General features: G+C 35.4%; 19 protein-coding genes, 8 tRNA genes and 2 pseudogenes. 20 read left to right on the top strand and 9 right to left on the bottom strand.

The genetic code is table 11. The features are described 5' to 3' along the window. Positions 1-41: 41 nt before the first annotated feature. The 6 genes from metF to DMB91_RS04700 form a co-directional block, all read right to left on the bottom strand. The gene (metF, locus tag DMB91_RS04675; RefSeq protein WP_034906358.1) at positions 42-887 is read right to left on the bottom strand and encodes a methylenetetrahydrofolate reductase [NAD(P)H]; all 846 of its coding nucleotides are present in this window, start codon (positions 885-887) and stop codon (positions 42-44) included. Between the two features lie 12 nt (positions 888-899). Next, a complete protein-coding gene (gene metE / locus DMB91_RS04680; protein WP_034906356.1) occupies positions 900-3,167 on the bottom strand; it encodes a 5-methyltetrahydropteroyltriglutamate--homocysteine S-methyltransferase in 2,268 nt (755 codons plus the stop codon). A gap of 146 nt (positions 3,168-3,313) precedes the next feature. Beyond that, positions 3,314-4,324, bottom strand: coding sequence for an LLM class flavin-dependent oxidoreductase (locus DMB91_RS04685; RefSeq protein WP_034906353.1), 1,011 nt, complete (start codon positions 4,322-4,324; stop codon positions 3,314-3,316). Next, positions 4,321-5,313 carry a RimK family alpha-L-glutamate ligase gene (locus DMB91_RS04690; protein ID WP_034906350.1) on the bottom strand — a complete coding sequence of 331 codons (993 nt, stop codon included), beginning with the start codon at positions 5,311-5,313 and terminating at the stop codon, positions 4,321-4,323. Before DMB91_RS04690 ends, DMB91_RS04685 begins: the two co-directional genes overlap by 4 nt. Then, on the bottom strand, positions 5,313-6,695 hold the full coding sequence (locus DMB91_RS04695; protein WP_034906346.1) for an LLM class flavin-dependent oxidoreductase: 1,383 nt from the start codon (positions 6,693-6,695) through the stop codon (positions 5,313-5,315). The genes DMB91_RS04690 and DMB91_RS04695 overlap by 1 nt, the downstream gene beginning before the upstream one ends. A gap of 20 nt (positions 6,696-6,715) precedes the next feature. Further along, positions 6,716-6,988: a hypothetical protein gene (locus DMB91_RS04700; RefSeq protein WP_034906343.1), complete on the bottom strand. Its 273-nt coding sequence runs from the start codon at positions 6,986-6,988 to the stop codon at positions 6,716-6,718. Positions 6,989-7,063: 75 nt separating this feature from the next. Here DMB91_RS04700 and DMB91_RS08855 point away from each other — a divergent pair, with 75 nt between their 5' ends. The 12 genes from DMB91_RS08855 to DMB91_RS04755 all read left to right on the top strand — a co-directional run bounded on the left by DMB91_RS08855 (position 7,064) and on the right by DMB91_RS04755 (position 10,314). Further along, positions 7,064-7,210: a hypothetical protein gene (locus DMB91_RS08855; RefSeq protein ID WP_156104142.1), complete on the top strand. Its 147-nt coding sequence runs from the start codon at positions 7,064-7,066 to the stop codon at positions 7,208-7,210. Between the two features lie 182 nt (positions 7,211-7,392). Then, positions 7,393-7,468, top strand: a tRNA-Lys gene (locus tag DMB91_RS04705). Positions 7,469-7,473: 5 nt separating this feature from the next. Further along, positions 7,474-7,549: transfer RNA gene (locus DMB91_RS04710), tRNA-Val, on the top strand. An 18-nt stretch (positions 7,550-7,567) separates the two neighbouring features. Next, a tRNA-Asp gene (locus tag DMB91_RS04715) sits at positions 7,568-7,644 on the top strand. Between the two features lie 4 nt (positions 7,645-7,648). Continuing rightward, positions 7,649-7,724: transfer RNA gene (locus DMB91_RS04720), tRNA-Lys, on the top strand. A 14-nt stretch (positions 7,725-7,738) separates the two neighbouring features. Further along, positions 7,739-7,814 (top strand) — tRNA-Glu (locus tag DMB91_RS04725). Positions 7,815-7,821: 7 nt separating this feature from the next. Continuing rightward, a tRNA-Val gene (locus DMB91_RS04730) sits at positions 7,822-7,897 on the top strand. Between the two features lie 18 nt (positions 7,898-7,915). Next, a tRNA-Asp gene (locus DMB91_RS04735) sits at positions 7,916-7,992 on the top strand. A 4-nt stretch (positions 7,993-7,996) separates the two neighbouring features. After that, a tRNA-Lys gene (locus DMB91_RS04740) sits at positions 7,997-8,072 on the top strand. Positions 8,073-8,117: 45 nt separating this feature from the next. Further along, positions 8,118-8,645 carry a DUF308 domain-containing protein gene (locus DMB91_RS04745; RefSeq protein WP_034904303.1) on the top strand — a complete coding sequence of 176 codons (528 nt, stop codon included), beginning with the start codon at positions 8,118-8,120 and terminating at the stop codon, positions 8,643-8,645. Continuing rightward, positions 8,642-9,820 (top strand): DUF2157 domain-containing protein, encoded by a 1,179-nt coding sequence (locus DMB91_RS04750; RefSeq protein ID WP_034904300.1) that lies wholly within the window; start codon positions 8,642-8,644, stop codon positions 9,818-9,820. The genes DMB91_RS04745 and DMB91_RS04750 overlap by 4 nt, the downstream gene beginning before the upstream one ends. Next, positions 9,817-10,314 carry a GDYXXLXY domain-containing protein gene (locus DMB91_RS04755; protein WP_034904297.1) on the top strand — a complete coding sequence of 166 codons (498 nt, stop codon included), beginning with the start codon at positions 9,817-9,819 and terminating at the stop codon, positions 10,312-10,314. Before DMB91_RS04750 ends, DMB91_RS04755 begins: the two co-directional genes overlap by 4 nt. 277 nt (positions 10,315-10,591) lie before the next feature. Here DMB91_RS04755 and DMB91_RS04760 read toward each other — a convergent pair whose 3' ends face one another. The 3 genes from DMB91_RS04760 to DMB91_RS04770 all read right to left on the bottom strand — a co-directional run bounded on the left by DMB91_RS04760 (position 10,592) and on the right by DMB91_RS04770 (position 14,814). Beyond that, the gene (locus DMB91_RS04760) at positions 10,592-12,295 is read right to left on the bottom strand and encodes a flagellin (RefSeq protein WP_143116841.1); all 1,704 of its coding nucleotides are present in this window, start codon (positions 12,293-12,295) and stop codon (positions 10,592-10,594) included. A gap of 265 nt (positions 12,296-12,560) precedes the next feature. Next, positions 12,561-14,360: an excinuclease ABC subunit UvrC gene (gene uvrC / locus DMB91_RS04765; protein WP_034906792.1), complete on the bottom strand. Its 1,800-nt coding sequence runs from the start codon at positions 14,358-14,360 to the stop codon at positions 12,561-12,563. Next, on the bottom strand, positions 14,347-14,814 hold the full coding sequence (locus DMB91_RS04770) for a hypothetical protein (protein ID WP_034906795.1): 468 nt from the start codon (positions 14,812-14,814) through the stop codon (positions 14,347-14,349). Before DMB91_RS04770 ends, uvrC begins: the two co-directional genes overlap by 14 nt. 139 nt (positions 14,815-14,953) lie before the next feature. Between DMB91_RS04770 and DMB91_RS04780 the strand changes: the two genes are divergently transcribed. The 8 genes and pseudogenes from DMB91_RS04780 to DMB91_RS04815 all read left to right on the top strand — a co-directional run. Continuing rightward, complete coding sequence (locus DMB91_RS04780) at positions 14,954-15,514, top strand: GNAT family N-acetyltransferase (protein WP_034906798.1); 561 nt, start codon at positions 14,954-14,956, stop codon at positions 15,512-15,514. Continuing rightward, complete coding sequence (guaA, locus tag DMB91_RS04785) at positions 15,514-17,046, top strand: glutamine-hydrolyzing GMP synthase (protein ID WP_143116843.1); 1,533 nt, start codon at positions 15,514-15,516, stop codon at positions 17,044-17,046. The genes DMB91_RS04780 and guaA overlap by 1 nt, the downstream gene beginning before the upstream one ends. A gap of 3 nt (positions 17,047-17,049) precedes the next feature. Further along, positions 17,050-18,156 carry an Eco57I restriction-modification methylase domain-containing protein gene (locus DMB91_RS04790; protein WP_034906848.1) on the top strand — a complete coding sequence of 369 codons (1,107 nt, stop codon included), beginning with the start codon at positions 17,050-17,052 and terminating at the stop codon, positions 18,154-18,156. Continuing rightward, a complete protein-coding gene (locus DMB91_RS04795; RefSeq protein ID WP_034906845.1) occupies positions 18,146-18,910 on the top strand; it encodes a R.Pab1 family restriction endonuclease in 765 nt (254 codons plus the stop codon). Before DMB91_RS04790 ends, DMB91_RS04795 begins: the two co-directional genes overlap by 11 nt. 12 nt (positions 18,911-18,922) lie before the next feature. Continuing rightward, positions 18,923-18,985, top strand: a pseudogene (locus DMB91_RS04800) (hypothetical protein); the annotation flags it as partial. Positions 18,986-18,988: 3 nt separating this feature from the next. Beyond that, positions 18,989-20,575, top strand: coding sequence for a DNA methyltransferase (locus tag DMB91_RS04805; protein WP_052043263.1), 1,587 nt, complete (start codon positions 18,989-18,991; stop codon positions 20,573-20,575). Positions 20,576-20,580: 5 nt separating this feature from the next. Beyond that, on the top strand, positions 20,581-21,351 hold the full coding sequence (locus tag DMB91_RS04810; RefSeq protein ID WP_143116844.1) for a TdeIII family type II restriction endonuclease: 771 nt from the start codon (positions 20,581-20,583) through the stop codon (positions 21,349-21,351). Between the two features lie 4 nt (positions 21,352-21,355). Continuing rightward, positions 21,356-21,508, top strand: a pseudogene (locus DMB91_RS04815) (GMP synthase (glutamine-hydrolyzing)); the annotation flags it as partial.

A 21,508-nucleotide genomic window follows, 5' to 3' on the forward strand; every position in this document is an offset into this window, starting at 1 on the left:
ATTCTAAGCAAGGCTAAAACTATTTTAACACATATATGTGTTTATGCTTCAAACAAGCTATGCGTTGCTTCAAAAACCTTTTTTGCCACATAAGCATTATTCATAGTATAAAGATGAATGCCACTTACTCCATTTGTGAGCAAATCAACGATTTGATCGATAGCATAAGCTATGCCAGCATCTATCATGGCTTTATCATTATGCTCGTATTTATTGAGTATTTTTGCAAATTTAGGCGGGATTTTTGCTTTGCACATACTTGTGATTTTAAGCACTTGACGTTTGTTGGCTATGGGCATTATGCCTGCTTTAATCTCAGCTTTTATATTTGCTATATCGCAGTATTCTTTGAAGCGGTAAAAGTCTTCATTGTCAAAGAAAAGCTGGGTTAAAAGCGTGTTTGCTCCCGCATCAACCTTTTCTTTTAAGTAATGAATGTCTTCGGTGAAATTTAAAGCCTCATTATGCTTTTCAGGATAACAAGCTACATAAATTTCAAAGTCGCCTTGTTCTTTGATAAAACGCACCAAATCACTTGCATACGCAAAATCTACGCTTTTTTCCTTACCCTCGACTATATCGCCTCTTAGGGCAAGGATTTTTCGAAGTCCTCGTTTTTTGCACTCATTTAAAATACTTGTAATTTGGGCTTTATTTTGATGAATGCAAGGCAAATGCACTATGCTTGCAGTTTTATAGCGGTCTTGCACTAAGCTTGCTATATCAAGCGTGTTTTGTGAATTGATACTTCCACCTGCACCAAAAGTAACGCTGATAAAGTCTGGCTTTAAGTCTTTGAGTTGCTCTAAAGTGGTGTAAATTTTATCTATACTATCACTTTTTCTTGGTGGAAAAATCTCAAAGGAAAAGCTTGCTTTTGCATTCATCTTTACTCCTTTTTAAAGGCTTTTTCTTATATTAAGTGTAGCTGTAACCATATTTTTAAGACTTTCTACCACTTCTTTATCGCCTCTTGTTTTAAGCCCACAATCTGGATTGATCCAAATTTGTTCTTTTGGAAGCTTTGCAAGAATTTTTTTGATCGTGTTTTCTAGCTCGCTTACACTAGGCACTCTAGGGCTGTGTATATCATATACTCCAGGTCCAACTTGAGTTTGGAAATTTGCTGTTTTTAAGGTGTCTAAAAGCTCTAAGTTGCTTCTGCTTGCTTCAAAAGAGATCACATCAGCATCCATTGCATCAATTTCTTTGATAATATCGCTAAATTCACTATAACACATATGAGTATGAATTTGTGTTTCAGCCCTTACTCCGCTATGCACGAGGTTAAAAGCTGGTATAGCCCAGTCTAAATACTCACTATGCCAATCACTTTTTCTTAAAGGTAATTTTTCACGCAAGGCAGCTTCATCAATTTGTATGATTTTAATGCCAGCTGCTTCAAGATCAAGCACTTCATCACGAATTGCCAAAGCAATTTGTAAGGTGCTTTCTTTAAGGCTGATATCCTCTCTTGGAAAACTCCAGTTGAGTATGGTTACAGGTCCAGTTAGCATACCTTTAACATATTTTGAGCTTTGCTCTTGAGCAAATTTACTCCATGCTACAGTGATAGGCTTAGCCCTTGAGACATCGCCCCACACAACAGGAGGTTTCACACATCTTGTGCCATAGCTTTGCACCCAGCCATTTGAGGTAAATAAAAAGCCCTCTAAGCTCTCACCAAAATACTCCACCATATCATTGCGTTCAAACTCGCCATGCACTAAAACATCAAGTCCGATTTGTTCTTGGAATTTGATACATTCTTTGATTTTGCTTTGATTAAACTCGGTATAAGTTGTGCTTGAAATTTGTGCTTTTTTAAAGTCTAGGCGGTTTTTACGCACATCAGGAGTTTGAGGAAATGAACCTATGGTTGTGGTTGGTAAAAGTGGAAGTTTTAGGGCTTCTTTTTGAATTTGTTCCCTTTCTTTAAAGGCTGGCTTTCTTGTATAATCATTTTGTGAGAGTTTAGCAAGCCTTTCTTTTACAGCTTTGTTTTCTTTATTTGTTGCTTTAGCAAAAAGGGCAGCATTTGTTTTGAAAAACTCATTTTGCTCTGGGTTTTGGCTTTCAAAGATAGCCTTAAGTTCTTTAAGTTCAGTGAGTTTTTCTTCAGCAAAGGCAAAATGCTCTAAAAACCGAGCTTCTAATTTGCTTTCGTTTTTGATGGTATAAGGGCTGTGAAGCAAAGAACAGCTTGTATTCAAGATGACATTTTTCACCAGACTTTGGATGTTTTTAAATTTTTCTAATGTTTTTGCGTAATTGTTTTTGTAGATATTTTTGCCATTTATCAGCCCAGCAAAAAGAATTTTGCTTTCATCAAAGCCTTTTTTGATGAGGTTTAAGCTTTCTTTGCCCTCGATAAAATCAAGTCCTATAGCATCAAATTTAAGCGTATTAAGACTATCATAGACATCTCTTACATCGCCAAAATAAGTTTGCACAAGCACTTTTACACTGCCTTTTTTAGCTAAAAGTGTGTTATAAAACTCTTCAAATAAAGCAATATCAGTCTTAGTTAAATCATACACCAAATAAGGTTCATCAAATTGCACCCATTGAACCTCTTTTTCATTCAGTTTGTTTAAAAACTTAGCATAGGCTAGCACAAGCTTTTCTTTAGCTTCAGCTTGAGTATTTTTGTTGCTAAAATTAATAAGTTTGAAAAAGGTAAAAATTCCACTAATAACAACCTTAGCTTCTATGCCAAATTCTTTGGCTTCATCGTATTCTTTAAAAGGCTTGTCGCCTACTAAGGCTATATTTTGAGCATCATCACATTCTGGCACGAGGTAGTGATAGTTGGTGTTAAACCATTTTTTCATTGCCAAAGCTGTAGTATCGCCATTTGCTCCTTGATAGCCACGAGCTTGGGCAAAATACTCATCTAAAGTATCTAAATTCAAAGCCTTATAACGTTTTGCCACGACATTAAAAAGCACGGCTGTATCAAGGATATTATCATAAAATGAAAAATCATTACATGAGATAAAATCTATCCCAGCGTCTTTTTGGCTTTGCCAATGCCTTTTACGCAACTCTTTTGCAAGGCTTATTAGCTCTTCTTTTGAGTTTTGTTTTTTGAAGTATTTTTCTACTCCAAATTTAAGCTCTCTTAAAGCACCTATTCTTGGGTAAGAAATAACCGAATTTTGCATATTTTTCCTTTCAAAAAATAAAATTATAAACTATTAAGGCTTAAATTTAAGCCTTAAAGACATATTTTTGTTCTTGAATTTATCAAAAGCTTTAAAAAATTAAATTTTATTTGATAAATAAAAAACAACAGCTATTTTAAAATCCTTTAAAATAGTTCATGAGCGATTTTTTTAAGCTCTTCTTTCATATTTGCACACTGAATAATCAAAAGATCAACGCCCGCTTCTTCAAATTCTTTGATTTTTGCTCTTACTTGTTGTGCTGTGCCGATTAAATTTGCACGCAAGCCGCGATTTGAAACGCTGTATTCTGCCTTTGAAAGCTCTACATTTAAGTTTGAATTTGAAGTAAAATCCTGATATGAATTCGCATATACATCCTCATTTTTAATTGTTGTAATCCTTTTAAGTTCTGCTAAAGCCTCCTCTTGAGTGTTTTTGATGATGATATAAGCAGCCATGCCAAAGCCTTTAAATTCGCCCAAACCTGCTTTAGCACGCCTTGCTTTCATATCTTTTATTTTTGCTTTTATCTCACTTGGTGTGCCTCCATGCATGAGATAAAAGTCTGCAAATTGCGTAATGGCATTGCGTCCTGTTTCACTTTCTCCACCTGCATAAATGAGAGGCTTTGTGCTTGGTTTTGGCTCATTATAAGAATCTTTAAATTCAAAATACTTGCCCTTAAAACTAAAAGGACTTTGACTCCAAAAGCCTTTTAAAATTTGAGCATATTCACTTAAAAAGGTATATCTATCATCATGAGCTTTAAAATCAATGCCAAATTGCCTTGCTTCTTCTTCCCACCACGCTGAAACAAGGTTTATACTAAAGCGATGATTTGAAATTTGAGCTAAAGTAGCAAGTTCTTTTGCTGTAATAGCTACTTGGTGGTATTGCGGACGAAGTGCAACTAGAATTTCAATCTTTTGTGTAATGCTAGCTAGAGCTGTAGCTACAGCCCAAGCATCAAGACAAGGGGCTTTGTGTCCTTTAATATCATTTAAATAAAGCTCTGGCACCAAAGTAAGGCTATATCCTAGCTTTTCAGCCTTTAGGGTCAAATCCTTAATATACTCCCAAGAACACTGCGTTGTATCATCATCAACATTTCTAAGCCATGAGCCAAAAACTGGACTCCAGTATCCAAATTTCATTTTAACTCCTTTTTAAGTTCATTGTGCAAAAACTGCACTAGAGTATCAAGTGCGCCTTTTTCTCCTTTTTGACGCAAGTCTTGCTCTATTTTTTCATTGTAATTGGTGTTTGTGTTGATATCATATACCACGCATTCATTTTGCGGTGTTTCTATGAATTCAACTCCAGCTACTTCTATGCTGTGGAGCTTTAAAAAAGCTTCAAGTTCCTTGATAAGAGGCGTATTGGCGTATATATCTTTTCTAAGGCTGAATTTTTCATTTGAGCCTAGTTCGCATGTTGCGTTTGCAAATTCGGGTAATTGTTTTTGATTTTCAAGTTCGCAAGATTGAGCTGGACAAAGCTTAAAACTGCCTCCACTTGTATCAACCCTTAAAGCATAATGAAAACTCGAGCCTATGAATTCAAGCCTTGTGATTGAAAAATCTTTGCTTTGAATATATTCTTGAATCAAAGTGATACCATCAACCGCAGGTTCAAATTCGCTTGAGTGTATATATGCCTCAAAATCTTTCAAACTCTCAAAACGCCTTACCCCAAGCCCTTTTCCGCCTTGATTGTGTTTTGTGATAAAAGGTGTTTGAAAGTTTTTTGCAACTTCAAGCAAATCTTCTTTTCCAAATACTGCTTGAGTTTTTGGCGTTTTAAAGCCAAATTTCTCTAAGGCGAGGTATTGAGCAACTTTGCTTACTTCAAGTTCAAGCACATGAATAGGGTTGATTATCCTTGCGTTGTAGCGTTTAAGCCAGCTTAATATAGCTCTTGCATACTCTTTTGCAAAAAAATGATCTCTTGTGTGACTTGAAGCACTAAAACGAGAAAAAAATACCCCTTTTGGTGGCTTTTTGTTAAGATCAATGCTACCTTGCGTGAGAGGAATTTCGCCAAATTCAACACCAGCTCTTTTAAATGCCTCTCTAAGAGGAATGAGCCACTCTTCATTTTCATGCAGGATATAAATTCCTTCTTTTAAATCATTATAAAGCATTAATTATCCTTTATTCTATATGAGTTTGCGATGTGCTTTTCATCAAGCCTATCGCCCTTGCCAAAGAGTTTATTCCTAAGGCTTCCACTTTGGTATTCTAATTTATAAGAACCTCTTTTTTGAAGTTCAGGCACAATGAACTCAACCACATCTTCAAAAGTTCCCGGCGTGGTTGCATAAGCTAGGTTAAAGCCATCTGCGTCGCTGTATTCTACAAGTCTTTCAAGTTCAGTCGCGACTTCTTTAGCCCCACCTATGATTTTTTGTCCTAAGGCTCCAATGCCTGCTACTTTTATGAGTTCTCTTAAGGTCCAGTCCTTACCCTCATCGGTTCTACTTTTTGCAAATTCTTCTACCTTGCCTAAAATCGCGTTTGATTGTATGCTACTTAGTTTATCATCAAGGGCGTATTTGCCAAGATTTTCTCCAAGCCAACCAGAATTTAGCACCAAAGAGCCTTCCTCGCTGACATAGCTTAGTAAGTCTTTATACTTTGCTTGAGCTAAGGCGTCTGTTTTGTCAGTGATGATAGTAGCTAGCACATAAATTTTTGCACTATAAGGATCGCGTCCTGCTTTTACAAGAGCTTCACGCACTTGTTTAACGGCTGTTTTGGTATATTCTTTAGCTATAGGAGCGATGAAAATAGCTTCAGCGTGTTTTGCAGCAAATTCAAGCCCTCTTGGGCTATTGCCTGCTTGAAAAAGCACAGGTGTTCTTTGAAGGCTTGGCTCACAAATATGAAATCCGGGCACTTCAAAATACTTGCCCTTGTGCTTTATAGCATGAATCTTACTTGGATCAGCAAAAATGCCATTTTTTTCATCTAAAATCACCGCATCATCTTCCCAAGAGCCTTCCAGTAGTTTATAAATCACTTCCATATACTCATCAGCCAAAGCATATCTTTCATCATGAGGTAGTTCTTTTTCGCCTAAATTTGCATTTGCACTTGGTAAATAGCCTGCTACGATGTTCCAACCTACGCGTCCTTTGGTAAGATGATCTAAAGTCGAAAGTCTTCTAGCAAAAGGAAAAGGCTGTTCAAAGGCAACTCCAGCGGTAATGCCAAAGCCTAAATTTTGCGTAACGCCTGCACCTATGGCAGCAAGTTGAATAGGATCATTTACCGGAGTTTGCACCGCTCCTCTTAAAGCTGCATCAGCTGAATTATTATAAATATCATAAACGCCTAAAACATCGGCTATGAAAATAGCATCAAATAGCCCTTTTTCAGCAATTTTAGCTATATTTTGCCAATATTCAATATCCTTATATCTTAAAGCCTCATCATTTGGATACCTCCAAAGTCCAGCACTTAAATGAGTGATACAATTCATTTCAAAGGCGTTAAAATGGATTTGTCTTTTATTTTTGCTCATTATTATTCCTTTGATATGATCTAAAAAGTTGGTATTACAGCACCATTATTTGCAAGGATTTCTAAGGCTCTTGATTCATTGGTTGGATTGTTTGGTATAGCTAAAGAAATCTTTTCTTTTTGTTCTTGAGTGAGGGCAAAAAACCGCCTTGAAAACTCAAAAACTCGCTTGTAAAGATCAATACCATAAAAAGTGCTAATCTCCCTTAAAAGCTTGCGAAGTGTTTCAAAGGCTTGAGTATTGTTTGTATTGAAGTTTTGTAAAGAGATTTTGGGTAAATCTATAGTTTTCATGTGCTTTTCCTTTATTGTGATGAAAAAAATGAAATGCCAAAAAAGGCAAAAAACTCAAACAAAGGATAAGAAAGTGTGAAAAGTGAAGTTAAATTTATTAAAGAAAGAAAACTATGGCTTCTCTTGCTTCCTTATCCACCTAAGCCTAAGGAAGCGTTGCCACCAAAGACTTATTTAGCTACGCATCACGCACATTTGGCACATTATGAAAAATTGCACTAAATTTCGCATAGAGTCCTAAGTCCTTTCTTTTGAAGATAAATTGCAAAATCTTAGCTTCATTTTCCTTATAAAAAGCTTAAATAAAATAAAAACACTAAGCAAAAGATTTTCTTTATTACTTGCTTTACCCCTTGACAAAAATAGAGTAATTTTGGCATAATCACAATTTATTTTTTAATCTTGTCTCGTTAGCTCAGTCGGTAGAGCATCTCCCTTTTAAGGAGGGGGCCGTTGGTTCGAATCCAACACGGGACACCATTTTTGGTCGCTTAGCTCAGTTGGTAGAGCGCCACCCTTACAAGGTGGATGTCATAAGTTCGAGTCTTATAGCGACCACCATTTTTAGCTATCTGGTATGCAGCGGTAGTTCAGCTGGTTAGAATGCCGCCCTGTCACGGCGGAGGTCGCGGGTTCGAGCCCCGTCCGCTGCGCCACTTTGTCTCGTTAGCTCAGTCGGTAGAGCATCTCCCTTTTAAGGAGGGGGCCGTTGGTTCGAATCCAACACGGGACACCATTTTTTAGGGCTTTGACCCTTTCGTCTAGCGGTCCAGGACACCAAATTCTCTGTTTGGTAACAGGGGTTCAAATCCTCTAGGGGTCGCCAAAATTTTGGTCGCTTAGCTCAGTTGGTAGAGCGCCACCCTTACAAGGTGGATGTCATAAGTTCGAGTCTTATAGCGACCACCATTTTTAGCTATCTGGTATGCAGCGGTAGTTCAGCTGGTTAGAATGCCGCCCTGTCACGGCGGAGGTCGCGGGTTCGAGCCCCGTCCGCTGCGCCACTTTGTCTCCTTAGCTCAGCTGGTAGAGCATCTGACTCTTAATCAGGTGGTCGTTGGTTCGATCCCAACAGGGGACACCACATAATCATAGACAAAAAATTTAAGCTAAAAATGAAAGGTAAGCAATGCAAATTTTTATGAGTATTTGCTGGATTATTTTTTCAAGCATTATCACTTTGGTGGGCTTTGCGGGGCTATTTATGCCTCTTGGGGTATTTGCAAGTTTTGTGGTATTTTTGCCGTTTTTGCTGATTTTAAGCGGAATTTCTAAGCTTTTCTATTATCTTTCGTTTAAGGATTTTTCAGGAGCAAATTTCATACTTTTTGATGCTTTAATGAGTTTTTTGTTTGCCATTATCTTTATCGGCTTGGGTTTGGAATTGACAAGCATAACTATAGTAATGATCGTGGCATTTATGAGTATGTTTAGAGGAATTTTAAGCTTGAGCTATGTTTTTGAGCTTAAAAAACGAGGACTTGGCTGGCTGGGCTTGCTTGTGCTTGCACTGCTTAATATCATCATCTCACTCATCTTTATCATCCATCCAAACATAGGTGGCATTACCATAGGCTTTATGATCGCTTTGATGATCTTTAGCTTTGGGCTTGCGAGCCTTTTTGGATATTTTGGTGTGAAGAAGCTTTTGCGATGATTTTTGCGTTAAATAAATTTACATTTTTAAAAAGTGAATTTGAAAAACTTCAAGCAAAAGGGCTTTTAAGCAAAGCTCAAAGCGAGCTTTTGTTGAGTGCTTATGAGGATAAAAAAGACAAAAATACAGCTTTGTTTTTGGTGCTTGGCTTTGTTTTTGTGGCACTAGCTTTACTTTTGCTCGTGGCGTATAATTGGCAAGAACTTTCAAATTTGATAAAAACAAGCCTACTTTTAGTCTTGCTTTTGTGTTCTCAACTCGGTGTGTATTTGAGTAAAACTAAGGCTTTTTTAAATGCTTTTGCGTTCTTAAGTAACTTTGTTTTGCTTGCTAATCTTGCCTTGCTTTCTCAAATTTATCATCTAGGCGATAATACTCCTTTGGCTTTTTTAAGTGTTGCTTTGCTTACTTTGCTGCAAGCTTGGGTGCTAAAAAGCTTTTTGGTGTTTGCTCAAAGCCTTGCTTTTGCTTTGGTGTATTTTTGCTTGGGCTTTGATGAGTTTGAATTCTCTTCATTTTTTATCATTTTTGTGCTGATAAGTTTGGCTGTAAATGCTTTCAAAAATTCTCAATTTCTTGCTTTTTTCAACTTTTTTAGCTTGTGTGCGTATGTGTATTTTTCGCCTTTTTTATTTGATGCTTTTAATGCTCATTTTAGTTCATCTTGTCTTTATTTTGCTTGTTTTGCTTTGGTATTTTTAAGCCTTAAAAGTCATGAAAATCTTGCCTTTTTTACGCTTATGCTTGCGTTTTTGGTTTTAAGTATGGATAATTTTGAGTTTGTAAGCATTGATTTTAATCTTCATACTTTTATACTTATCTTTAAAGAAAACTCATTTTGTTGGCTTCTTAGCTTTTTGTTGATCTTCAATTTGCTTTTAAAGCGGTATTTTTTAGCTTTTTTAGCTCTTGCTATATTAATCTTGATTCTTGTGTCAGGTGCGTTTATAACACTTTTTGCTTCCTTTATAAGCTTGATTTTAGGTGTGTATTTGCTTACAAAAGGGCATTTGTGGCTTGGACTTTTTGGCATTTTGGCTTTAGCATTTATCCGCTATGTTAATTTGATAGGAGATTATCTAAGTGCAAGTGGGATTTTCTTGCTTTTTGCTCTTGCTATTTTTACCTTTATTGGCTTGAAAAAACTCAAACAAAATAAAGGCAGAAACTTATGAAAAGTAAATCTATCATCTTTGTTTTTATTTTACAATTTGCCCTCATTGCCGTAATGTTTATAAATGCCTATATGGTAGTATTTTTTGGCACTGAAGTAAAGGTGTTTGCAAGGGGAATTGATCCAAGGGATTTACTCACTGGAAATTATGTTTTTCTTGAATATGAGTTTAAAAAAGATGAAAATATCACAAAAGATTTTTCTTTAAGTTCTAATAAAAAGCATTTTTACGCTCTTTTAAAAGATGAGGATCAAGATGGTATTTTTACACTCACACTTAGTGATAAAAAACCCACAAACAACGAACTTTTTATCATTTCTAAATACGCAACAGATGATATATATGCTTCAAAATTTGGCATAGAGCGGTATTTTTTACCTAAAAAAGAAGCTGAAGATTTAGAGAAAAAGCTAACAAAACAAAAAGCCCTTGTTAGCCTTAAAGTGTTTAATGCTCAAGCAAGAATCACTAATCTTGAGCTTGTGGATGAGTAGAATTTATATTTAAAACATTATCTTGAAGTAAATTTATAGATTGCTTTGTTCGTAATGACTAGAACTTTTGTCATTGCGAGGAGTAAAACGACGAAGCAATCCATAAGCAAGAAATAAGTAAAAATAAAAACTACGTTTTTAAAAGAAAAAGAAACTATAAAAAACTACAAAGAAAAGAAATTAACGAGAAAAAGAAACTAAAGTTTGAATGAAAAATCTAAAACAAGAGAACGTTTTAAACTCCTTGCAAAGTTGCAAGGAGTGTGTTTAAGAAAAACTATTGAAGCAATCTTAAAACATTTTGTTGTGCTGCATTTGCTTGAGCAAGAGCGTAGCTACCACTTTGAGCAAGTATGTTTGCTTTAGAGTAGTTTGCAGATTCACTTGCAAAATCCACATCTCTTATGGTTGATTCAGCAGCTTTTAAATTCACTTGTGTTGTAGTGATATTGTTGATCGTTTTTTCTATTTGTTGTTGAACCGAACCGATATCTGCTCTAATGGTATCAAGGTTTGCGATAGCAGTTTCTGCTATATCCATTACAGCCATTGCTCCTTTAAGTGTGGTTACACCTGCGGTTTGATCAGCGACATTAAAGATACTAGCTTTAATAGTTGCATTTTGTGAAAGTCCTGAACCAGCAGAAAAACCTGAACCAGCAGAGACATTGTATGCAGCTGAAAATGCTGTGATAAAAATAGCTCCATCTGCAAGGATAACTGAATAATTATGTCCGCTACCTAAAGAAAAACCTGAACCAGCAGAAAAACCTGAACCAGCAGCACTCATGAAAGCAGCAAGGTTTTGAGTGATTACTCTTTTACCTTTGCCTTCAGCATAAAAGCCCATAGCATCAGCATTTTCAGCATTTATAGTGCCTTTGCTTTCTCTTAAAGAAACAGAAGCTTGAGAGATAAATCCAGCAGAAAAACCAAAGCCTGTTCCTGATATAGCGATATCTTGTCCATTGTTTTTCACAAGGCTAAGACGGCCATAGTTATTATACATAGCACCACCTACGATACCAGAACCAGCACCCATATTACCACTTGTGACCACGATACCTCTACCATCATTTGACTTAAGCACAAGTTTGCCAAATTCATCAAGGCTTGCTTCAACGCCTGTTGTATCCTTTACAGCATTGATCGCTTGGACTAAAGAGCCATTTTTATCATTAGCTTCATATTTCACAGCACCTATAGTTGTGCCATTGATCGCAAAATCAGTGCTTGTAGTGCCACCTTGAATTGCATAAAGCCCTGTTGTAGTTACATTGAAGCTTGCACGAACACCTGTTCTATCAGAAACTCTGTTGATCTCTTCAGCCAAAGCTCCAACACCTGTGCCAACGCTATATGAAATTTGAATTTCAGCAAAGTCAAAGTCATCTACACCATTGTAGTTAAGTATAGTAAGGTTAGCCGCACCTGCAGCGGTTATATTCGCTCCTGTTTCAAAGCGAGTTACACCTATCTTTGAGCTTTGAGTTGAACCTATGCTTGCTTTGATAGTTTGATTTGATTGAGAACCGATTTGAAACTCTTGATTAGTAAAACCACCAGAAAGCAATTGTTTGCCATTGAAAGAAGTGGTGTTAGCGATATTGTCAAGTTCTTCCATAAGACGGTTAATGTCTGCTTGAAGCATATTTCTTGTTTTAGTGCTTTGTCCATCTTGAGCCGCTTGAGTAGCTTTAGTTTTGATCGCATCAAGAATTTTTGTTTGTTCGTCCATCGCTTTATCAGCAGTTTGCAAAAGTGAATTTGCATCGTTGCCGTTGTTGATAGCTTGTCCCAAAGTAGAAGCTTGAGTGCGAAGTTGATCAGCGATAGCTAGACCCGAAGCATCATCTTTTGCGGAGTTTATTCGAAGACCTGTAGAAAGTCTTTCTAAAGAAGTACTTAAACTTCTTGAGTTAGCTGTAACACTCGCAGTTGCGTTAAGTGCTGACACATTAGTGTTAATACGAAATGACATTTTAAATCCTTTTAAAGTAAAATCAACGAATTCCTTTCGTTGTTACAGGCTATATCGTTAGCTTTGAAAAAAAGTTTATACTTTGTTGATAAAAAATTTGCATTTTTAGCACAATGGATTTGCTTTACTTTGTTTGCAATGACAAGCAAGACTTATCCCAAAGCCTGCCTCTCTTTGGTCGGTGTTTTTGCTTATTAGTATTGGTATGGCTATTGCAAGCATACAAGGTTTTTTGATACAGGTGCTTTATTAGGCTTGATTTGTTTTAAAAATTCGGCTTTGGTTTAAGCTTTTGAGCTATTTTAAAGCCACAAAGCTCTTCAAGCTCTTCAAAGCTTGCCTTATGTATGCTTTCAAAATCCCCAAAATGATTTAAGGCTTTTTGAATTTCAGCTTTACTTAAACCTAAATTTTCAAGCTTTGAGCTTTGTAAATCCCTTTTTCTCTTTGTATTTTGATGAAATAAGATCGCAAAGCGGTGGGCTTCATCGCGAAGTTTTTGTAAAAATTGCAATTTCTTATCTTCAGTGCTTAAGGTAAAAATCTGCCTTTTGCTATAAATTTTATCCCTTGCACCGCCCTTTGCTCTATAAGCTTTTGCGTCAATTTTTTCTTTTGATATAGCTAAGACATCAACATTTGCCCCGCTACTTTGTAGAATCTCAAGGGCTAGATCAAGCAAAGCTTTTCCCCCGTCGATAAGCCAAAGATCAGGCGGGCTTAATTTATCAAAGTCCAAAGCCCTTCTAGTAAGCACTTCACGCATTTGTTCATAATCATTGCTGTGTTTAAGATGAAAATGGCGGTAGTGGCTTTTTTCAAAATTATTTTGACAAAAAGCAATCATCGCCCCAACGCTTGCACTGCCTTGCATATGAGAGTTATCAAACACTTCTATATTCTGCGGTAAATGCTCTAAGTCAAAAAAGTCTTTCAGCTCTTTTTGCAAGCCAAACTCGTTTTGTTTTTGAGAATTTTTTAGATTAATCAAGGCGTTTTTAACAGCCAGATCACAAATTCGCTTTTTTTCGCCTATTTTTGGGTGTTTGATATGAATTTTCCTAGCAAATCTTGAGTTTAGTAAGTTTTCAAGCAAAGCCATATCTTCGAATTCATCAGCCACATAAATGTTTGATGAGCTTAAAGGTGTATCTATGTTAAAATTTTCAAGTATGAATTGTTTGTAAATTTCGTTAATATCTAGCAACTCATCGCTTTTTAGGGCGATGATTTTATTTTTTGAAGCGATGATCTTGCCATTTTGCACGACAAAACGTTGCGTTGCTAGTAAAGAGCCTTCAAAGGCTAAAGCAAAGATATCAAAATCCTCAAGTTTAGCTACGTCAAGTTCGATTTTAACTTCTAAATCCTTTATGGTTTGTATGCTATCTCTTAATTTTGCTGCCTCTTCGTAGTTTTCATTTTGTGCATAAAGAAGCATTTTTTGCTCTAGCTTTTTAACAAGTAGGTGTGGGTTTAAAAGAGCGTTTATGGCTGATTTTAGGATTTTTTCGTATTCTGCTTGGGTGATTTTACCTTCACAAGGTGCGTAACAACGTGAAATTTGATAAAAAATACACGCCTTTTTACACGAGCTTTTTTGCTTGAGTTTAAAGCTAAGATACAAAGCATTTAAAAGCTCTCTTGCGCCTTTGAAAAATGGTCCAAAGTATTTGATTTTTGGCTTTTTTATGATCTTTCTTGTGATCTTTGGCATAGCAAAGCTTTCGTTTAAATCTATATAGATATAAGGATAAGTTTTATCATCTCTTAGCAAGATATTGTATTTTGGGCGAAGTTGTTTGATAAAGGAATTTTCAAGTATGAGTGCGTCAGCTTCTGAACTGGTAGTGATATACTCAAGATGAGTTGTTTGGCTAATCATCTTTTGAATGCGTAAGGAATTTTTAGGATTTGGTGTAAGTTGTGGGGTGAAAGTAAAATAACTTCTTATGCGATTTTTAAGGTTTTTAGCCTTACCCACATACAAAAGTTTGCCTTCACTTGAGAAAAACTGATATACCCCGCTTTTTTCCTCAAGATTTTTAAGTTCAGCTTCTAGCATATTTTGTGCCTTTTATCACTGCTCTTAAGTCCTCAAAACCTTGATATAAAAGTTTGTTTTTGCAGGTATTTTTAAACTCGCCCTTTGAAAGCTCAAGAAAAAATTTCTTTTTTTTAACGCTTTTTTTGGGAAGCTTGAAATTTCTATCTGTAAGGATTTTTAGCTCATTAATCTGATCAAAATCGCTTAAAGAATTTGCATTTGCGTAAATTTTTATGAGCTTTTTAATACTTTTTTTGGTATTATCATGATTTAATTCTTGATAGCCAACATTGCTTTTTGTGAGTATGACAAGGAGCTGTTTTTTGATGAAAATTCTTGAGATTAAATTCTGGTGCATTGGGCTTAAAAGACTTAAAAAATCTTTACAATAAAAATTCCTTTTCAAAGGGGCAAAATGTCGTTCTTGACAAAGAGAAGCGATGATAGAGCTTACCGGCTTGAGTTTTTTCATAAGCTCATTATAGCATTTTTTTGCTTAATCTTTTTTGTAGCTTGTGGATACAAAGGCGATCCAAGTTATAGCGTATTTGATGAAAATGGTTCAGTAAAAGAAATAAAGCCTTATAAAAACCTCAATCGTTGGTAAGCTCATGTGCGAAAAAATACGCTTAAATACTGATAAAGTAAATACGATCTTTGAAAGCGATCGCACTTATGCAAGGCTTTTAACAGAAGGTGATTTTGAGGCTTTGTATGAAATTTTAAGCGATGAAAAGGTGATGTATTCGTGGGGATATGCCTTTAGCGAAGCTGAAAGCAAAGAATGGCTTTTGTTTCAAATGCAGTGTTTTAAGCTTGATGGTTTTTGTAAATTTGGAATTTTTAACAAAATAAATCAGGTTTTAATGGGCTGTGTGGGCTTAAATTATGAGTTTATCCGCTTAGAACATACCTTTAAAGAGCGTATAATAGAGCTTGGTTATGTCTTTAGCACACAATTTTGGGGGCAAAATTATGGCTTTGAAAGCACAAAAGCATGCTGTGAATATGCCTTTAATAGACTTAATCTCAAGCAAATTTATGCCCTAATTAGCCCTGATAATACCGCCTCGATCAAACTTGCAAAAAAGCTTGGTATGCAAGAAATTGGCAAAAACACTTTAGAAAAAAATGAGCTTGTTTTTAAGCTTGAAAATACAAAGGAGAAATGATGAAAAAAGCAGACATTTTGGTGCTTGATTTTGGCTCACAATACACACAGCTCATCGCAAGAAGACTAAGAGAACAAGGCGTGTATGCTGAAATTTTGCCCTTTAATGTGGGTTTAGAAGATATTAAAGCCAAAGAGCCAAAGGGCATTATTTTAAGCGGAGGACCAGCAAGTGTGTATGCAAATGATGCGTATTTTTGTGATAAAGGTGTGTTTGAGTTAGGTTTGCCTGTGCTTGGAATTTGTTATGGTATGCAACTTATGGCACATCATTTTAACTCAAGCGTTGCTCCTGCTGGGCACAAAGAGTATGGAAAGGCTCATATTGATATCATTAAAGATAATGCTTTATTTAAAAACTTACCTAAAAAACAAATCGTTTGGATGAGTCATTCTGATAAGGTAGAAAACTTACCTGCTGGCTTTGAGGTGCTTGCTATTAGTGAAAACAGCCCATTTTGTGTTTTTGGTGATGAAAAAAGAAGATTTTATGCTTTGCAGTTTCACCCTGAAGTGCAACACAGCGAATTTGGTAAAAGCATACTCAAAAATTTCGCCAAATATGCTTGTGAATGCGAAAGTATCTGGAATATGGGAAGCTTTGCAAAAGCACAAACTCAAAAGATCAAAGAAGAAGTCAAAAATGATAAGGTGCTTTGTGCGGTAAGTGGGGGTGTGGATAGCTCTGTGGTGGCTACTTTGCTTGCAAATGCGATTAGGGATCAACTCATCGTTGTTTTTGTAGATAATGGGCTTTTAAGAAGCGGAGAAAAAGAACAAGTTGAGGCTATATTTGCAAGGCTTGGAATCGATCTTATCAGCATAGATGCAAGCAAGCTTTTTTTAGAACGTTTAAAAGGCGTAGTTGATCCAGAAGTCAAAAGAAAGATCATAGGCAATACCTTTATAGAAGTCTTTGAAGCAGAAGTTTTAAAGCACAAAGATGTAAAATACCTCGCTCAAGGCACACTTTATACTGATATCATAGAAAGCTCTGTCATAGGAGCGTCAAAAACCATAAAATCTCACCATAATGTAGGTGGCTTGCCCGAGAAAATGAATTTAAAACTCATTGAACCTTTAAAAGAAATTTTTAAAGATGAAGTGCGTGCCTTAGGACTTGAGCTAGGGCTAAGCAAGGATATAGTATATCGCCATCCTTTTCCTGGACCCGGACTTGCTATACGCATCATGGGCGAGGTGAATGAGCCGAGTTTAGAGCTTTTAAGAAAGGCTGATGTGATCTTGCAAGATGAGCTTAGAGCAAGTGGTTGGTATGATAAAACTTGGCAGGCGTTTTGCGTGTTGCTGAATGTGCGGAGTGTTGGGGTAATGGGCGATAATCGCACCTATGATAATACCATTTGCGTGAGAGCAGTAGAAGCACAAGATGGAATGACAGCAACTTTTTCGCACTTACCCCATAGCTTTTTAGAATCTGTCTCTAATCGCATTATTAATGAGGTTGAGGGCATTAATCGCGTGGTGTATGATATTACGAGCAAACCCCCAGGAACCATTGAGTGGGAGTAGGGAATGACGATACAAGCACATTTAAATAAAATCCAAATGATTAATCAAGGGAGTTTTTATACGCCAGATTCTATTGTGCGACTTGTCTATCAAATGCTCTTAGATTCTAAAATTGATATAAAAGATTATATTTTGCTTGATAGCTCTTGCGGCTATGGAAACTTTTTGCAACTAGATGGGTTTAAACAAAATATTGGTGCAGATATTGATAGTATTGCCCTATCAAAAGCAAAAGCATATTTTAAAGATTCTTATATGAATCCCTTATTTATCCATACAAATTCCTTGCAAAATGTCTCAAGAGAAAAATTTAATATTTTAGAATCTGATAAACTCATCATCATTGGTAATCCGCCTTATAATGACACAACTTCTATTGTGCAAAATCACCTTAAAAGCACCGATTCCAACCCTATGGATTCTTGTCTTAGGACACGAGATTTAGGTATTAGCTTTTTACGATCATTTGATATATTAAAAGCTGATTATATCTGTGTGCTTCATCCGCTTTCTTATTTGATTAAGCAATCAAACTTTAAATCCTTAAAAGACTTTATCAAACATTATCATTTAAAAGATTCTATCATCATTAGTTCGCAAATTTTTTGTCCCAAATCTTTAGGATTTTTTCCGATTGTCATCGCATTATATAAAAGAGACAATCAAGGAATGGATTATAACTTTATTTGTAATTTTTCTTTTAAAACTTATGAAGGCAAATCTTTTAGGCTCAATGATTTTGATTTTATCGCAAAATTTATTGATAAATATCCCAATAAAAAGCGAGTATGTGAATCTCAAAAGGTAGCAATGTTTTATACTATGCGTGATATTAATGCCTTGCGCCGTTCTAAAACATTTATAAGTAACAATACTGCAAATGCGGTGTATGTTACACGAGAAAAATATAGTTTGTATTGCTATGTTGATGTATTTAAACTTTATTTGCAACATATTCCTTATTATTTTGGGAATTGCGATATTTTGATAGATTTTAAGAAATTTCAATGCTTAGAAGCTGCATTTATCAAAGCAAGTGAAAACAAGATTCTAAGTGAAGATATAATGCAGTATTTTAAAGATTTACTAGGTGAACATTATGAGGATTGAAAGGTTAGGAAATAATAAAATTTATGTAGAGATTCCATTAACCACACAAAGCGGTAAGATTAGAGTAAAGATAAGAAATAGCTTTTATGAATATGGAATTCCAACTGCAACAAGGCAGATTCCATTCTCTCAAAAGCATTATATTGAATGGCAAATTGGCTATGATGTGGATAAGGGCGACAAAGAAAAACTTGCTTTAAGCACTCTGCAAAATACACATTTTGTAGGAGCAAATAAGAAAAATAAAGCACTTTATGAATTAAGTGAGTATTTATATTATTTCGTGCAATGGGGGATTATCAATAAGACAGAAATTGAAAATCTTTGCACATTTTTACAAAAACTTAAAAACGATGATTTCATAGATAGCAGAGAGGATTTACAAATTTTTAGAAGCTATCCAAAGCAAAAGCAAATTTTAGATATGGAATTTTATGTAAGCGAAGTAAAATATCCGCTCTTGGTTCATAAATTTGGCAATTTTGATGTGTTGGTCGAAATCATAATCAAAGAAAAGCAAAGAGCCATAGGAGCGCAACCTATGCTTTATGTGTGCTTTCCTATCACAGAATTAGAATCTAAAAATGATATAACTTTTCTTGGAAGAGTTGCTAGAACTAAAGAATGCGGGCTTTTATCATTAAATGCTAGCCACAAGGCATTTGTGCTTGAATGTTTTAAGATTTTTGGAATCTTAAGCAAGAATCATAATTATGATGTATTAGAAATTTTAAAGGTTATCAAAGATGGATAGAAATAAAATAAAGGCATTAACCGCGTGGTGTATGATATTACTAGCAAACCCCCAGGAACGATTGAGTGGGAGTAGGGAATGATACAAAGCTTATTTGATTTTTCCGATAAACAACCTTCGCCATTGCTCACACCCAAACAGGCTAGTATTTGGGCAAGTGAATATTTAGGAAAAAGAGTAACAAGTAATAATGTAATGTATCTTTTAAACTATGGCAAAATTGCAAATCATAGCAAGAATCCAAAAGAAAATTTGATTGATAAAAATGAATTAAAAGATTACTATGATAGCACTGTTAAATCACAAAAACATTTAGAATCACCCCTTTCTTTTGCGCAATATAAAGAAACAGAAACAACTAAGCATATTCATAGAATCCACCCTTATAAAGGCAAGTTTATCCCCCAACTTGTCGAATATTTTTTAGATTCTCATACAGATTCTATCAAGCTAGAAACTTACTTTAAACCAAATGATATTGTGCTAGATATTTTTGCAGGCAGTGGCACGACTTTGTGTGTAGCAAATGAGCTAGAAATGAACGCCATTGGAATTGATATTTCATATTTTAATACAATGCTTTGTAATGCTAAAATTGCAAAATATGATTTAAATACTCTTGAAATAGAGCTTATAAAACTTACAAATCTCCTAGAAAAATATTCAAAAAATCTACAAATTAGCTCTTTTGAATCAGCTTTAAATAATGTTTTGAGTGAATTTAATCAAATATATTTTCCCAATAAAACCTTTAAGCGTCAAGTTGCTTTAAAACAAATTGACGAAAAAGCTTATGGAGATACAAAAGAGAAGGAGTTTATAAAGATTTATAATGATTTAGTGAAGCTTTATCACATAAATACTAGCACGAACATACAGGAGAATTTTTTTGAAAAATGGTATATGGATTCCATAAAACAAGAAATTTTATTGCTTAAAAATGAGATTTTAAAAGCACCTAAGTGCTTACAAGATATTTTATGTGTTATTCTAAGCCGCACAGCAAGAAGCTGCCGTGCTACGACACATTCAGATTTGGCTACACTTTTAGAACCCATTACAACAACTTATTATTGCAAAAAGCACGGCAGAATCTGCAAACCCCTTTTTAGTATTGCAAAATGGTGGAAAAGCTATGCTAAAGATACTTTAAAGCGATTAGAAGAATTTGGAGCTTTGCGAAGCGATACCACACAAATATGTCTCAATGCAGATTCTACAAATGTGGATATTATCAACTTCGTGCAAAAACAAGATAAGGCTTTTGCACAACTTATCAAATCCCAAAAAATCGCTGGAATCTTTAGCTCCCCACCTTATGTGGGATTGATTGATTATCACGAACAACACGCTTATGCTTATGATATTTTTGGATTACCTCGCAAAGATAATTTAGAGATTGGCAAACTAAGTAATGGACAAAGCAAAAACGCACAAGAAAAATACATTCAAGGCATCGCAACTGCTCTGAATAATGCTAAAAGATTTTTAAAAGAGGATTACAATGTATTTTTGGTAGCAAATGATAAATTTAATCTTTATCCAAAAATTGCGGAATTAGCAAATATGCAAATTATCAATCAATATAATAGACCTGTTCTAAATCGTAGCGAAAAAGATAAAAATAGATATAGCGAGAGTATCTTTCATTTAAGGGAGGAGTGAAGAAAATGCAAAATCTTAAAAACAATATTAAAAATCGCCTCTTTCAAGCATTACGCAATAAATTTGAAAATTATAAGCCCGAAACTTCCTCAATGCCCTTTCATACAAGACTTTTGGGTAAAGATAGAATGGCGCTTTATAGCTTTATTCAAAGTCTCAATACCAACTTTGGCACAAGTATTTTCGAGCCTGTGGCAGAGGAATTAGCTAAGGCACATTTTGATAAGATTGAGCGTCAGAAATCAGCGGGAGAATACATTAGAAAACACGCACAAATTCAAATTCAAGAGATTATGGATTCTTTGGAAAGTGGAAATTCTAAGCCTAATAAAACTATGGAAATTGCTAGAATATTAAACTTACAGGGTGGGGAGTTAAGCAAGGTTAAGCCTACAAAGGTGGATTTGTTTTTGCAAAAGAATAATGATGTGTATTTAATTGACATTAAAACCGCTAAACCAAACAAGGGTGGATTTAAAGAATTTAAACGTACACTTTTGACTTGGGTAGGTTGCTTTGGGCTTAATAATCCAAACGCAAAGATTAACTCACTCATTGCTATACCTTATAACCCCTATGAGCCAAAACCCTATGAACGATGGACAATGGCGGGAATGCTTGATTTAGATTTTGAATTAAAGGTGGCGGAGGAATTCTGGGATTTTTTAGGTGGAACAGGAAGCTATGAACTAATTTTGTCAGCTTTTGAAGAGGTTGGGCAAGAAATGCGAGAAGAAATTGATGAGTATTTTGAGAGATTTAACAGAAATGAGTAATCAAGTGTGGCAGGCGTTTTGCGTGTTGCTAAATGTGCGGAGTGTGGGGGTAATGGGCGATAATCGCACCTATGATAATACCATTTGCGTGAGAGCAGTAGAAGCACAAGATGGAATGACAGCAACTTTTTCGCACTTACCCCATAGCTTTTTAGAA

The sequence above is a fragment of the Campylobacter sp. MIT 97-5078 genome (assembly GCF_006864455.1).
GTDB lineage: Bacteria > Campylobacterota > Campylobacteria > Campylobacterales > Campylobacteraceae > Campylobacter_D.

Excerpts from the sequence above, each read along its gene's own strand:
- metF (WP_034906358.1), bottom strand. The coding sequence starts at position 887 with ATGAATGCAAAAGCAAGCTTTTCCTTTGAGATTTTTCCACCAAGAAAA.
- metE (WP_034906356.1), bottom strand. The coding sequence starts at position 3,167 with ATGCAAAATTCGGTTATTTCTTACCCAAGAATAGGTGCTTTAAGAGAG.
- DMB91_RS04685 (WP_034906353.1), bottom strand. The coding sequence starts at position 4,324 with ATGAAATTTGGATACTGGAGTCCAGTTTTTGGCTCATGGCTTAGAAAT.
- DMB91_RS04690 (WP_034906350.1), bottom strand. The coding sequence starts at position 5,313 with ATGCTTTATAATGATTTAAAAGAAGGAATTTATATCCTGCATGAAAAT.
- DMB91_RS04695 (WP_034906346.1), bottom strand. The coding sequence starts at position 6,695 with ATGAGCAAAAATAAAAGACAAATCCATTTTAACGCCTTTGAAATGAAT.
- DMB91_RS04700 (WP_034906343.1), bottom strand. The coding sequence starts at position 6,988 with ATGAAAACTATAGATTTACCCAAAATCTCTTTACAAAACTTCAATACA.
- DMB91_RS04745 (WP_034904303.1), top strand. The coding sequence starts at position 8,118 with ATGCAAATTTTTATGAGTATTTGCTGGATTATTTTTTCAAGCATTATC.
- DMB91_RS04750 (WP_034904300.1), top strand. The coding sequence starts at position 8,642 with ATGATTTTTGCGTTAAATAAATTTACATTTTTAAAAAGTGAATTTGAA.
- DMB91_RS04755 (WP_034904297.1), top strand. The coding sequence starts at position 9,817 with ATGAAAAGTAAATCTATCATCTTTGTTTTTATTTTACAATTTGCCCTC.
- DMB91_RS04760 (WP_143116841.1), bottom strand. The coding sequence starts at position 12,295 with ATGTCATTTCGTATTAACACTAATGTGTCAGCACTTAACGCAACTGCG.
- uvrC (WP_034906792.1), bottom strand. The coding sequence starts at position 14,360 with ATGCTAGAAGCTGAACTTAAAAATCTTGAGGAAAAAAGCGGGGTATAT.
- DMB91_RS04770 (WP_034906795.1), bottom strand. The coding sequence starts at position 14,814 with ATGAAAAAACTCAAGCCGGTAAGCTCTATCATCGCTTCTCTTTGTCAA.
- DMB91_RS04780 (WP_034906798.1), top strand. The coding sequence starts at position 14,954 with ATGTGCGAAAAAATACGCTTAAATACTGATAAAGTAAATACGATCTTT.
- guaA (WP_143116843.1), top strand. The coding sequence starts at position 15,514 with ATGAAAAAAGCAGACATTTTGGTGCTTGATTTTGGCTCACAATACACA.
- DMB91_RS04790 (WP_034906848.1), top strand. The coding sequence starts at position 17,050 with ATGACGATACAAGCACATTTAAATAAAATCCAAATGATTAATCAAGGG.
- DMB91_RS04795 (WP_034906845.1), top strand. The coding sequence starts at position 18,146 with ATGAGGATTGAAAGGTTAGGAAATAATAAAATTTATGTAGAGATTCCA.
- DMB91_RS04805 (WP_052043263.1), top strand. The coding sequence starts at position 18,989 with ATGATACAAAGCTTATTTGATTTTTCCGATAAACAACCTTCGCCATTG.
- DMB91_RS04810 (WP_143116844.1), top strand. The coding sequence starts at position 20,581 with ATGCAAAATCTTAAAAACAATATTAAAAATCGCCTCTTTCAAGCATTA.